Source organism: Aeromonas sp. 130281 (genome assembly GCF_056642115.1).
The window spans coordinates 84,381-97,328 of sequence record NZ_JBWVQS010000009.1 but is presented as its reverse complement, the minus strand read 5'-3'; the positions used below and the strand labels follow the sequence as shown (position 1 = coordinate 97,328).

Sequence of the window (12,948 nt, the reverse complement as noted above, 5' to 3'; positions counted from 1 at the left end):
CCCCATGCGGGGATGCGAAGTTATTTCACAGAAAACCAGTCGCGTCGGCCTGTTGGCCGGCGCGCTGTTTTTTTGCCTGGTCGGCGGCGCCGGCACGGCCCAGGCTGCGAACCAGCAGCTGGGGGCCATGCAGTCCGAGATCAAGGAACAGCAGAAGACCCTCAAGCTCAGCAAGCAGGAGCTTGCCAAGCTCAACACCCAGCTCAAGGCTGACGAGCAGGCCATCTCGGCCGCCGCCGCCAAGCTGGATCAGACCAGACTGCAACTGAAGCAGAACCAGCAGAAGCTGGCCGAGCTGCAGCAGGACAAGCTGGCGCTGGAACAACAAGCGAAACACCAGAAACAGTTGCTGGCCAAGCAGGCGGAAAGCGCCTTCCAGGCGGGCAACCACGACTACCTCAAGCTGCTGCTCAACCAACAGGATCCGGCCAAGCTGAGCCGCTCTCTCGATTACTACGACTATCTCAACAAGGCCCGCATCGAGGCCATAGACGCCCTGCGCGCCACCCGCAACAAGCTGGCGAAAAACCAGCTGGCCACCAAAGAGACCGAGACCCGGCTGCAGACCCTGCTCGGCGAACAGCAGCAGCATCACCAGAGCCTGCTGGCCAGCCAGCAGAGCCGGGCCAAGGTGCGCAACCAGTTGCAGCAGTCGGTGCAAAACGACGAACAGAAGCTCACCAAGCTGGTCAAGGCGGAGAAGGCCCTGAAGGCGCGGCTGGAAGAGCTGCGCCGCCAGCGGGAAGAGCAGGAACGGCGCGAACGGGCCGAGCGGGAGCGCCTCGCCAAGATCAAGGCCGAGCAGGAGCGCCAGCGCCGCCTGGAGGCCCAGCGCTTGGCCGCGGAGCAGAAGCGGATTGCCGAGCAGCAACGGATCGCGGCCCAGCAGCGCCAGGCCGGGGAACAGCAAAGGCTCGCCGCCGAGCAGCAGAGAGTCACCGAACAGCAGAACCGGGTGGCGAAGCAGCAAGCCGCCGCCCGCAGCAGCGCCAAGGCGAGCAGCAACGGCTACGGCGGTCTGAGCACGGGTGGCAACCTGCGCTGGCCGGTGCAGGGCCCCATCCTCATCTCCTACGGCTCGCCGCGCACCGCCGAGCTCAAGTGGAAGGGCACCCTGATAGGCGCAAGCGAGGGAACCCAGGTCAAGGCGGTGGCACCGGGCCAGGTGGTCTATGCGGACTGGCTGGACGGCTTCGGCATGCTGCTGGTGATCGACCATGGCCGCGGCTACATGAGCCTCTACGGCCACAACCAGTCGCTGCTGCGTCAGGTGGGGCAGAAGGTGGAGCAGGGCGAACCCGTGGCCCTGGTCGGCGACAGCGGCGGACAGGAGCGCTCCGGCCTCTACTTCGAGATCCGCTATCAGGGCGAGGCGATCAACCCGACCAAGTGGCTGGCCAGACGCTGAGCCAGCGCCCCCTCATCCCCAGCCCTTCTCCCGCGAGGGGAGAAGGGAGCGAATGGCGGCATACCCTCACAACCGCTCCCCCATTGATGAAAATTTACCTCTTTTCCACCCCGCTCAGGGGAAGACCACCAGCCCTATCTGCTCCAGCAGCCCCTGCTGCTGCTCTTCATTGATCTGCACGCCGTCCAGGTTGACCCGGCGCAGATCCAGCCCGGGCAGGTCGCACTGGCGCAGATCGCAGCCCTGCAGGTTGAAGCTGGTCCAGTCGATCTGGCCAAACTCGGAGCCGCTGAGATCGGATCCCGCCAATGAGGCTCCCAGCAGGCTGGCCCCCTGCCAGCGGTTGCCGCCGAGCTCGCACTTCTCCAGCAGGCAGCCGTCGAAGTTGGCGTAGCTGAAGTTGTTGCCGGTCAGATGGGCCTCGCAGAAGTAGCTCTTGACGGTGATCTGGTTGGCAAAGCTGGCGTGGGCGAAGTTGATACCCATGGCCTGGCAGTCGCGCATCTCCAGCCCCAGGCACTGGCTGCGGCTGAAGTCAGCCAGGGTGAGATCGCAGCGCAGGAAGCTCGCCTCCCGCAAATCGCAGCCCTGAAACTGACAGCCGAGCTCGCGCTCCCGATCAAAGAAGCTGCAGTCGACGAAGCGGCTCTCCCCCAGATCCAGCCAGGAGAAGTTGCAGTCGATAAAACGGCAACTCTCGAACTGCTGCTCGGCCACCTCCTGCTGCTCGAACCTTTTCCCCTCGAAGCACTTGCCCTTGATCATCCCCAGCCTCTCCTGTGATGGCGTCATATGCTGACTTTGTTGCGCAAAAACGGTAATGTTACCTGTAACATTCTTTGCCGGACCCCGAGATGAACGACACCCGCAAGCGCCGCCCCACCCTGCAGGACATCGCCGACCTGACCGGGGTCACCAAGATGACCGTCAGCCGCTACCTGCGTGACCCGTCCGCCGTGGCCGAAGGCACCCGTGAACGGATCGCCGCGGCGGTGGAGGAGCTCGGCTACATTCCGAACCGGGCGCCGGACATGCTCTCCAACGCCACCAGCAAGGCGATCGGCATACTGATCCCCTCCCTCTCCAACCAGGTCTTCTCGGCGGTGATCCACGGCATAGAGGCGGTGACCCGGCCCGCCGGCTACCAGACCCTGCTCGCCCACTACGGCTACAGCCCGGAGCGGGAGGAGGAGCAGGTCGCCTCCCTGCTCTCCTACAACGTGGATGGTCTCATCCTCGCCGATACCCAGCACACGGATCGCACCCGCAAGATGATCGCCACCGCCGGCATTCCGGTGGTGGAGACCATGGACTTGCCGCTCTCCCCCATCGACATGGTGGTGGGCATGGATCACCGGGCCGCCGCCCGGGCCATGGTAACAGAGATGCTGCGCCGGGGACGGCGCAAGGTGGTCTACCTGGGGGCGCGCCTCGACGTGCGTACCCAGCTGCGGATGGAGGGCTACTACCAGGCGATGGCGGACTTCGGCCTGGATGGCCAGCACCTGCTGACCGAGCAGTCCTCCAGCTTCACCCTGGGTGGCCAGCTGCTGGAGCAGGCCATGGCCCGCTACCCCGATCTGGACGGCCTGTTCTGCACCAACGACGACGTGGCGGTCGGTGCCCTGCTGCAGTGCCAGGCCAGGTGGATACCCGTGCCCCAGCAGATCGCCATCGCCGGCTGCAACGCCCTCGACATCGGCCACGCCATGACCCCCAAGCTCGCCAGCATCAGCACCCCGCGCGAGGCCATCGGCCGCGAGGCGGCCGCCATGCTGCTGGCCCGGCTCAATGGGCAACCCCAGGCCGAGCACCGCAAGGACATGGGCTTCTCCCTCTATGAGGGGGAGAGCCTGGGCTGATCCCGCCCCTTCATCCCTCCGGCGCCACCTTGGCGCCTGTGACCGCCATGATGGCGCGTCCTCCCGGGATCCTCCCTGCTCACTGACTTATGCTGGCGCAGCTTGTCCCATATTCAGGAGCAGAAGATGAACCACACCGAACGATTGAAGAGCTGCCTGCAGCGCGTCATCTGCGATCCCGGCTTCACCCTGGCCGAGCTCGACACCTGGTTCAGCCCGGACTACTGCCAGCAGGTGAACGGCGAGACCCTCGACTACGCCGCCTTTCGCCAGCATATCGCCGCCTTGAGAAGCCATCTGGCCGAGGCCACCATCGAGTTTGTCGCCACCCTGGAGCTGGGGGAGCGGGTCCACTCCACCCACCTGGTTCGAGCCACCCGCCAGGATGGCGGCACCCTGGCCTGCAAGGTGAGCGGCCTCTTCACCTTTCGCGAGGGCCGGCTCTGCCACACCGAGGAGGTCACCTGCCTGCTGGCGGGGGGCAAGGAGGACGCAGACATAGGCTCACGGCGCTGAGCCGCGGCCCATCACCCGCGCCAGGGCCGCCGAGAAGGCGTCGGGATCCTCATAGCCGAGGATCCCGGCAATCTCGGCAGGCGCCATCCCCTGATGCTGCAACTGACGGGCCCGCCCCATCAGCACCCGCTCCCGCCACTGGCGGAAACTGCACCCCAGCTGCCGGGCAAAGAGGCGATTGAGGGTGCGCACCGAGGCGCCGCAATCGACCGCCAGTGCCTCCAGCGTCACCTTGACGGAGGGGGCCTGACACAGCCTCTCCAGCACTCGCAGCAGGCGCGGATCCAGATCCGCGGCCAGGGGGATCTGCCCCGCGAGCGGAGCGGCGAGTCCCAACTCGTGGCGCAGCACCTTCAGATAGGCGTCCCGCGCCTCCCCCTCCTCCAGCTCGGGCAGACGGGCCAAGAGGCCCGCCAGCATGGGGCTCACCTGCAACTGGCTGAAAGTGGTAGATGCCGGTTGCGGGGTGTAGAGCAGCGAGAGCCGGGAGTGGCGCAGCACGCGAAACTCGTGTGCCCAGCCGGCGGGGATCAGGCAGAGCTGGCCGGCCACCAGCAAGCCGCCGCCGTCGTGACCCGTGATGACGCCGCCGCCCTGGTGCAGGTAGCAGTACTGGGCCTGGGAGTGGCTGTGCAGCGCGGTGAGGTGCCCTAGCGGGTAGGCATGATGAAGAAAGCTCATAAGGGACGGCAGCGTGGAGGACAGGCCCCCGACCTTAAGCCAGACGGCGGCTCAGTGTAAATGGCCTTCCTGCCTCCCTGAGGCGGAAAAACAACAGGCCACCCAAGGGTGGCCTGTTCAATTTATCTAAACGATGGGCGCTTAGCGTTTAACCATTTCAACCGCTTCCCGGGAGAGACGGGTCACCTCTTCCCAGTTGCCGCTCTTGACCGCATCGGCGGGCAGCATCCAGGAGCCGCCGACGGTGGCGACGCATTTGAGCGCCAGATAGTCGGCGACGTTCTTCGGGCCTATGCCGCCGGTGGGGCAGAATTTCACCTGGGGCAGGGGCGCCGCGATGGCGGCCAGCGCCTTGGTGCCGCCGTTCGCCTCGGCCGGGAAGAACTTCAGGTGGTCGTAGCCCGCTTCCAGCGCCTGCATCACCTCGGACGGCGTCGCCACCCCCGGGATCAGCGGCGCCGTGCTCTTGGCCGCATGGGCCAGCAGGGCCGGGGTCATCCCCGGGGAGATGACGAAGCGGGCACCGGCGGCCACGGCGGCGTCAAACTGCGCGCAGTTGAGCACGGTACCGGCACCGACCATGGCATCCGGCATCGCCTTGGCGATCAGGGCGATGGCATCGAGCGCCACCGGGGTGCGCAGGGTGATCTCGAACACAGAGATGCCGCCATCGAGCAGCGCCTTGGCCATCGGCAGGGCCTGCTCCAGGTCGTTGATGACCATCACGGGCACCAGGGGGGAGGCGGCAAACACCTCGGCAGGGGTCACTTTCCAGTTCTGCATAGCTCTTCCTCAGTCAAAGATGGTGGCGCCGCACTCGGCGCTCGATACCGCGCGACGCATCACGCTGAACAGTTCACGGCCCCACCCCTCTTGTTCCAGAGTGAGGTCGATCTCGGCCTGGGGGCGGCCGCTCAAATCGGTCAGGCAGTCGAGGCTGCCGGTCACCGCGTCCACCCGCAGCAGATCGCCATCGACAAGCAGGCCTATGGCCCCGCCGTGCAGCGCTTCCGGGGTGACGTGGATGGCGGCCGGGATCTTGCCGGAGGCGCCGGAGAGACGGCCGTCGGTGACCAGGGCCACCTTGTGACCCGCCTTCTGCAGGTTGCCGAGCACCGGCATCAGCTTGTGCAGCTCCGGCATGCCGTTGGCCGCCGGACCATTGTGGCGCACCACGATGACGGCGTCCTGGTTGAGCTCGCCGGCCTTGTAGGCCGCCTCCACCGCGTGCTGGGAGGAGAAGACCCGGGCCGGCGCTTCGATGACACGATACTCGGGGGCGACCGCCGAGACCTTGACCACGGCGCGGCCCAGGTTGCCGGATAGCAGCTTGGTGCCGCCGGTGGCCTGGAACACGCTGCCAGCGACGGACAACACGCTCGGATCCGTGCTCTCCCCCACCGGCTGCCACACCAGCTTGCCCTCCACCAGCGCGGGACGGCTGAGGTAATCCTGCATCTCGCCAAACACCGGGGTGGCATCCAGGTGGATCAGGTCCGCCTCCGCCAGCCGGCGCATCAGGCCGGGCACGGCCCCCGCCTGCTCGAAGGCGTTCACGTCCGCCGGGCCGTTCGGGTACATGCGCACCAAGAGCGGCACCACGTCGGAGAGATCGCTCAAGTCGTCCCAGGTCAGCTCCAGGCCGGCGGCGCGGGCCAGCGCCACCATGTGGATGCTGTGGTTGGTGCTGCCGCCGGAGGCGAGCAGGGCCACCAGGCCGTTGACCAGGGCGCGCTCGTCCAGCACCTCGCTCAGGGGGCGGTAGGCCGGGGAGCCCGGGATCATGGCGCTGATGCGACGAGCCGCCTCCTCGGTGAGGGCGTGGCGCAGCTCGCTGTGGGGGTGGACGAAGGCGGAGCCCGGCAGCATCAGTCCCATGGCCTCGAACACCAGCTGGTTGGTGTTGGCGGTGCCGTAGAAGGTGCAGGTGCCGGCCGAATGGTAGGCGCCGCACTCCATCTTCAGCAGGGCATCGCGGCCCACTTCGCCGGCGGCGTACTGCTGGCGCACCTTCACCTTCTCGTCGTTGCCTATGCCGCTCGCCATGGGGCCGGCGGGCACGAAGGCGGTGGGCAGGTGAGCGTGGGAGAGGGCCCCCATGATCTGGCCCGGGGCTATCTTGTCACAGATGCCGAGCAGCAGGGTGGCGTCGAAGGTGTTGTGGGAGAGGGAGACCGCGGTGGCCTGGGCGATGAGATCCCGGGAGAACAGGGACATGTCCATCCCCGGCTGGCCCTGGGTCACGCCGTCGCACATGGCGGGCACGCCGCCGGCGACCTGGGCGCTGTGGCCGAGTCCGGCCAGCGCCCCCTTGATGATGTCCGGGTAGCCCTGATAGGGCTGATGGGCGCTCAGCATGTCGTTGTAGGCGGTGACTATGGCCACGTTGGCGCGGGTCATGTCGAGGATGCGCCCCTTGTCGTCACAGCTGGAGGCGGCCACGGCGTGGGCCAGGTTGCCGCAGGAGAGGGAGGCGCGGGTCTTGCCCTGCTCGGCCTGGCGCTGGATGCGGGCCAGGAAGGCCTGGCGGCGGGCGACACTGCGCTCGCGGATGCGGTTGGTCACTTCGGTGATCACGGGATGGGTCATAGGATTGTCTCCAACACGGAAATACGGACGCGATCGACCGGGGCCGGGCGCGCGAAATGGCTCATTGCACCTGCGCCAGGGCGGTGACGGCGCGGTCGACCACCTGCTCGAAGGTGCCGTCTATGTCGACGCGAAACACACCGGCCTCGCCATCCGGCCGCTCCAGGGTCTCAAACTGACTCTTTACCATGCCTTCCCGCATGAAGTGGCCCTGGCGTGCCCGCATCCGGTCGAGAATGAGGGACTGGCTGCCGTCCAGAAACAGGAAGTGCACCGATTCGTTGCCCTCGCGGATCTGGTCGCGGTACTGCTTCTTGAGGGCCGAGCAGACGATGACGCCCAGCTCGTTCTTCTGCTCCAGGCTGTAGGCCGCATCGCGGATCCGCTCCAGCCAGGGCGCCCTGTCTTCGTCGTTGAGAGGGTTGCCGCCCGCCATCTTCTGGATGTTGGCGCGGGGGTGCAGATCATCACCGTCGATGAACTTGGCGCCCAGGGCGCTGGCCACCTTGAGGCCTATGCTGGACTTGCCACTGCCACACACACCCATCACGATAATGCTCTTGCCCGCCATTATTTGACCTCTCTCTCACTTTTCAAAAAACGTTTACCTGATGGGTTCTAAGTTAGCACGTTACCGGTAACATGTTACCGGTAACGTTGCGCAATGTGAAGTGGAGCACAGAAATGTGCAGAACAACTACTAGAACCATTTGAGGACATTTTATGGACGGAGCGATGAACACACCCGATGTCGCCTACCTGCTCTCGGTAGCCGCTGGCGCTATCGTCATGCTGCTGGTGCTGATCATGCGATTCAAGGTACATGCCTTCGTGGCATTGACCCTGGTCAGCATGCTGACGGCCCTGGCCACCGGGGTCACCTATGACCAGGTGATCCCCACCATGCTGACCGGTTTCGGCGGCACCCTGGCCTCGGTCGCGCTGCTGGTTGGCCTCGGGGCCATGATAGGCAGGATCCTGGAGATGACGGGGGGCGCCAAGGTGCTTGCCGACACCCTGATCAACCGCTTCGGCTCCCACCGCGCCCCCTTCGCGCTAGGGATCGCCTCCCTGCTGTTCGGCTTCCCGATCTTCTTCGATGCCGGCCTCATCGTCATGCTGCCCATCATCTTCAGCGTGGCCAAGCAGTTCGGCGGCTCAGTCCTCAAATATGCCCTGCCCTCCGCCGGTGCCTTCGCGGTGATGCACGCCTTCCTGCCGCCGCACCCGGGCCCGGTGGCCGCCAGCGAACTGCTGGGCGCCAACATTGGGCTGCTCACCGTCGTGGGTCTGCTGGTCGCGCTGCCGACCTGGTATCTGGGTGCCTATCTGTTCGGGCTCTGGTCCGGCAAGAAGTTTGAGCTGCCCCTGCCCCCGAGCTTCACCGAGACCGCAGAGCGACTCTCCGACAAGGCGCCGAGCTTCGGCCAGGTGATCTCCATCCTGCTGCTGCCGCTGGTGCTCATCTTCATGGATACCGGCCTCAATACTCTGGGCGTCATGGGTGTCATCGACAAGGGTGCAGACTGGGTCAACGTGCTGCGCATGGTCGGCAAGACCCCGGTGGCCTTGCTCATCACAGTGCTCTATGCCCTCTGGCTGTTCCGTCAGACCCAGGGCAAGGTGCAGCTCGAGAAGTTCTGCAACGACGCCCTGGCCCCGGTCTGCGCCGTCATCCTGGTGACGGGTGCCGGTGGCATGTTCGGCGGCGTGCTGCGTGCCAGCGGCATCGGCACGGCCCTGGCCGACGTGCTCTCCGACACCGGCATGCCGGTGATCCTGGCCGCCTTCCTGGTCTCCACCGCCCTGCGGGTGGCCCAAGGCTCTGCCACCGTGGCCCTGACCACCACGGCCGCCCTGATGGCGCCGACGGTCGCGGCCACGGCCGGGCTGAGCGATCTGGACCTGACCTTCATCGTCATCGCCATCGCCGGTGGGGCCACCGTGCTCTCCCACTTCAACGACTCCGGTTTCTGGCTGGTCAGCCGCTTCCTCAACATGGACGAGAAGACCACCCTCAAGACCTGGACCGTGATGGAGACACTGCTCGGTACCATCGCCTTCCTCATCGTTGCCATGGCAAGCATCGTCTTCTAACTCCCCCATATCGGGGCCCCATCCGGCGGCCCCGATATGGCGTTCCATCGACATTTTTACGGATTCTTGCTTGGGCCCGTCGCCACAGATTGCTAGAATTGCCTATTCATCGCCCCGAGTGGAACGCTTCATCCCGTGATTTCAGGCTTCTCTATGCATTCATCGGCACATTATCGACAGTTGCTGGCACGTTTACCCCAGATCGCGGTTGCCGCAGATCAGTTCCAGGTACTCAACAGCGCCAAGGATTTCAAGAGCCGTATCCTCTCGCTCATCGCGGGCGCGACCCAGCGTATCTATCTGATCGCCCTCTACCTGCAGGATGACGAGGCGGGACGGGAGATCCTCTCCGCCCTCTACGCCGCCAAGCAGCGCAACCCCGCCCTCGATATCAAGGTCTTCGTCGACTTCCACCGCGCCCAGCGCGGCCTGATCGGCAAGGGCAAACAGGGGGGCAACCACCTGATGTATCAGACCATGGCCGCCCGCCATGAACACCAGATCGAGATCTACGGCGTGCCGGTCAAGGGCCGCGAGCTGCTCGGCGTCCTGCACCTCAAGGGCTTCATCTTCGACGACATCCTGCTCTACTCGGGTGCCAGCCTCAACGACATCTACCTGCACCAGCAGGAGCGCTACCGCTTCGATCGCTATCACCAGATCCACAGCCAGGCCCTGACCCGCAGCATGGTCAACTATGTGGATGACGTCTTCCTCAAGAGCGAGGCCGTGCAGCGGCTGGATCGCCCCGGCATCCCGGGCGCCAAGCAGCTCAAGGGGCAGATCCGCCGCTTCAAGCACAACCTGCGCACCAGCCAGTACCGATTCGAGAGCATACCGGCCAACAGCCAGGAGATCGCCATCACCCCCATGGTGGGGCTGGGCAAGCGCGGCAACCAGCTCAACCGGATGATCCGCAATCTGGTGCGGGCCACCGAGCGGGAGATCTTCATCTGCACCCCTTACTTCAACCCCCCCAAGGAGTTGAACAAGGACGTGGAAGCCCTGCTCAAGCGCGGCTGCAAGGTGACCATAGTGGTGGGCGACAAGACAGCCAACGACTTCTTCATCCCGCCGGAGGAGAAGTTCTCCACCATTGGCGGCCTGCCCTATCTCTACGAGACCAACCTGCGCAAGTTTGCCGAGCGCAACCAGCACCACATCGACAGCGGCCGTCTCAATCTGATGCTCTGGTGCTGCGACAAGAACTCCTATCACCTCAAGGGGATCTTCGTGGACCAGGAGTGGGCCCTGCTCACCGGCAACAACCTCAATCCCCGCGCCTGGGCGCTGGATCTGGAGAACGGCCTGCTGGTCCATGACCGCCACCACCATCTGCGCGAGCGCTTCCAGGAGGAGCGCGACTGCATCCTGGCCCACACCCGTCGCATCAGCCACTTCGATCAGATCGAGCAGATCAAGGATTACCCCGAGCAGGTGCGCAAGCTGCTTGCCAGGATCCACAGGGTCAGGGCCCATATCCTGCTCAAGCGGATCATCTAAGCCCTCTCCGCCTCCCCTGTCTGCCCCTCCAAAGGCCTCCCGTGTTCGGCAGGCCTTTGTCGTATGCGCCCTCTCGCCCCGCCCGGGGAGCCCCTGCCGCTGCAACGCGGCTTGCATCGAGGCAGCAACAACCCCTATCATCTGGACATATTTACAGTGTTTTCGGGCATCTAATTGATGAAATTGGATAAAATTCCTCTCGATAGCCTCAAGGGCGTCGGCAGCAAGATGCTGGAGAAGCTCGAGCGGCTGGGGCTGGCCACGGTACAGGATCTGCTGTTCCACCTCCCCCTGCGCTACGAGGACCGCACCCAGGTGTGGCCCATCGGCGATCTGCCCCCCGGGCTGCACGGCGCCGTCGAGGGCGAAATCCAGGACACCCAGCTGGTCATGGGGCGCCGCCGCATGCTGGTGTGCCGCATCAGCGACGGCACCGGCAGCCTGACCCTGCGTTTCTTCAATTTCACCGCCGCCCAGAAAAACAGCCTGGCCCAGGGCCGCCTGATCCGCTGCTTCGGCGAGGCTCGCCCCGGCAAGTACGGGCTGGAGATGGCCCACCCCGAGTACAAGCTGCTCGGCGAGGAGCAGGCCGGCCAGACCGAAGAGGCGCTCACCCCCGTCTACCCGACCACCGAAGGCTTGCGCCAGCTCAGCCTGCGCAGCCTCACGGATCAGGCGCTGGCCCAGCTCGACCTCTATGGCGTCGAGGAGTTGCTGCCCGCCGGTCTCTACCCCCAGCAGATCGATCTGGCCGCCGCCCTGCGTCTGCTCCACCGCCCGCCCCCCTCGGTGGCGCTGGCCCTGCTGGAGAGCGGCCAGCATCCGGCCCAGCAGCGACTGGTGCTGGAAGAGCTGCTGGCCCACAACCTCTCCGTCCTCAAGGTTCGCGCCCAGGCACAGACCCAGTTGGCCCGCACCCTCAAGCCGGCCCCGGCTCTGGTGGAAAAGCTGCTAAGCGCCCTGCCCTTCACCCCCACCGGCGCCCAGAACCGGGTGGTGGCGGAGATAAGCCATGATCTGCAACGCAGCTACCCCATGATGCGGCTGGTGCAGGGGGACGTGGGCTCCGGCAAGACCCTGGTGGCGGCCTTGGCGGCGCTGCAAGCCATAGGCAACGGTTGCCAGGTGGGGCTGATGGCGCCGACCGAGCTGCTGGCCGAACAGCATGCCATCAACTTCGCCCACTGGCTGGACCCCCTCGGCATCCAGGTGGGCTGGCTGGCGGGCAAGCAGAAGGGCAAGGCGCGGGAGGAGGCGCTGGCCGCCATTGCCGACGGCAGCGTCAAGATGGTGGTGGGCACCCACGCCATCTTCCAGGAGCAGGTGGTGTTCCAGCGCCTGGCCCTGGTGATCATCGACGAGCAGCACAGGTTCGGGGTGCACCAGCGCCTCGCCCTGCGCGAGAAGGGGGAGCGGGAGGGGGTGCATCCCCACCAGCTCATCATGACCGCCACCCCCATTCCCCGTACCCTGGCGATGACCGCCTATGCGGATCTCGACACCTCCGTCATCGACGAGCTGCCGCCCGGCCGTACCCCCATCACCACGGTCGCCCTGCCGGACAGCCGCCGTCAGGATGTGATCGAGCGGGTCAAGCTCGCCTGCGAGGAGGGCAAGCAGGCCTACTGGGTCTGCACCCTGATCGAGGAGTCAGAGGTGCTGGAGTGCCAGGCCGCCGAAGACACGGCCGCCGAGCTGCAAGCCAGGCTGCCCGGCCTGCACATAGGCCTGGTCCATGGCCGGATGCGCCCCATCGAGAAGCAGCGGGTGATGGAGGAGTTCAAGGCGGGCATATTGCAACTGCTGGTCGCCACCACCGTCATCGAGGTGGGGGTGGACGTGCCCAATGCCAGCCTGATGATCATCGAGAACCCGGAGCGGCTGGGGCTGGCCCAGTTGCACCAGCTGCGCGGCCGGGTCGGCCGGGGCTCGGTGGCCTCCCACTGCGTGCTGCTCTACCATGCCCCCCTCTCCAAGACCGCCCAGAGCCGGCTCGGGGTGCTGCGGGAGACCAACGACGGCTTCCTGATCGCCCAGCGCGATCTCGAGCTGCGCGGCCCGGGGGAACTGCTCGGCACCCGCCAGACCGGGTTGGCGGATCTCAAGATCGCCGATCTGGTGCGCGACCAGCCGCTTATTCCCCAGGTGCAGAAGATGGCGCGCTTCCTCATGGATAGGCATCCGAGTCATGTCGAACCCTTGATACGACGCTGGCTCGGCTTACGGGATCACTATTCCAATGCCTGAACGAGGTAGATGCAGCAGATGGACACATGTCCTCATGGACCGCCA

At 65.7% G+C, this 12,948-nt stretch carries 11 protein-coding genes; 6 read left to right on the top strand and 5 right to left on the bottom strand.

Annotation, left to right across the window (positions count from 1 at the left end; all coding sequences use genetic code 11):
- The first annotated feature begins 4 nt into the window (after window positions 1–4).
- On the top strand, window positions 5–1,408 hold the full coding sequence (locus AC1IN8_RS18725) for a peptidoglycan DD-metalloendopeptidase family protein (protein ID WP_202047951.1): 1,404 nt from the start codon (window positions 5–7) through the stop codon (window positions 1,406–1,408).
- A gap of 114 nt (window positions 1,409–1,522) precedes the next feature.
- Here AC1IN8_RS18725 and AC1IN8_RS18720 read toward each other — a convergent pair whose 3' ends face one another.
- Entirely contained in the window at window positions 1,523–2,173 is a 651-nt protein-coding gene (locus AC1IN8_RS18720; protein WP_479760100.1) for a Qnr family pentapeptide repeat protein, read from the bottom strand.
- 89 nt (window positions 2,174–2,262) lie between these two features.
- Between AC1IN8_RS18720 and AC1IN8_RS18715 the strand changes: the two genes are divergently transcribed.
- Together AC1IN8_RS18715 and AC1IN8_RS18710 are read left to right on the top strand one after the other, a co-directional pair.
- Entirely contained in the window at window positions 2,263–3,270 is a 1,008-nt protein-coding gene (locus AC1IN8_RS18715; RefSeq protein ID WP_202047949.1) for a substrate-binding domain-containing protein, read from the top strand.
- 126 nt (window positions 3,271–3,396) lie between these two features.
- Complete coding sequence (locus AC1IN8_RS18710; RefSeq protein ID WP_479760098.1) at window positions 3,397–3,786, top strand: nuclear transport factor 2 family protein; 390 nt, start codon at window positions 3,397–3,399, stop codon at window positions 3,784–3,786.
- On the opposite strand, the gene AC1IN8_RS18705 is transcribed toward AC1IN8_RS18710, so the two are convergent.
- The 4 genes from AC1IN8_RS18705 to AC1IN8_RS18690 all read right to left on the bottom strand — a co-directional run bounded on the left by AC1IN8_RS18705 (window position 3,775) and on the right by AC1IN8_RS18690 (window position 7,627).
- The gene (locus tag AC1IN8_RS18705) at window positions 3,775–4,467 is read right to left on the bottom strand and encodes a helix-turn-helix domain-containing protein (protein ID WP_479760096.1); all 693 of its coding nucleotides are present in this window, start codon (window positions 4,465–4,467) and stop codon (window positions 3,775–3,777) included. The two genes, AC1IN8_RS18710 and AC1IN8_RS18705, sit on opposite strands and share 12 nt — an antisense overlap.
- Window positions 4,468–4,608: 141 nt before the next feature.
- Window positions 4,609–5,250 (bottom strand): bifunctional 4-hydroxy-2-oxoglutarate aldolase/2-dehydro-3-deoxy-phosphogluconate aldolase, encoded by a 642-nt coding sequence (locus tag AC1IN8_RS18700; RefSeq protein WP_111911614.1) that lies wholly within the window; start codon window positions 5,248–5,250, stop codon window positions 4,609–4,611.
- A 9-nt stretch (window positions 5,251–5,259) separates the two neighbouring features.
- The gene (edd, locus tag AC1IN8_RS18695; RefSeq protein ID WP_479760095.1) at window positions 5,260–7,056 is read right to left on the bottom strand and encodes a phosphogluconate dehydratase; all 1,797 of its coding nucleotides are present in this window, start codon (window positions 7,054–7,056) and stop codon (window positions 5,260–5,262) included.
- A 61-nt stretch (window positions 7,057–7,117) separates the two neighbouring features.
- Complete coding sequence (locus tag AC1IN8_RS18690; protein WP_005328545.1) at window positions 7,118–7,627, bottom strand: gluconokinase; 510 nt, start codon at window positions 7,625–7,627, stop codon at window positions 7,118–7,120.
- Between the two features lie 164 nt (window positions 7,628–7,791).
- On the opposite strand from AC1IN8_RS18690, the gene AC1IN8_RS18685 reads away from it, so the two are divergent.
- From AC1IN8_RS18685 to recG, 3 genes are all read left to right on the top strand, one after another.
- Window positions 7,792–9,153 carry a GntP family permease gene (locus tag AC1IN8_RS18685; RefSeq protein WP_236661794.1) on the top strand — a complete coding sequence of 454 codons (1,362 nt, stop codon included), beginning with the start codon at window positions 7,792–7,794 and terminating at the stop codon, window positions 9,151–9,153.
- A gap of 153 nt (window positions 9,154–9,306) precedes the next feature.
- Window positions 9,307–10,656, top strand: coding sequence for a CDP-diacylglycerol--serine O-phosphatidyltransferase (pssA, locus tag AC1IN8_RS18680; protein ID WP_162519253.1), 1,350 nt, complete (start codon window positions 9,307–9,309; stop codon window positions 10,654–10,656).
- A gap of 177 nt (window positions 10,657–10,833) precedes the next feature.
- A complete protein-coding gene (recG, locus tag AC1IN8_RS18675) occupies window positions 10,834–12,903 on the top strand; it encodes an ATP-dependent DNA helicase RecG (protein WP_479760093.1) in 2,070 nt (689 codons plus the stop codon).
- The last annotated feature ends 45 nt before the right edge of the window (window positions 12,904–12,948 follow it).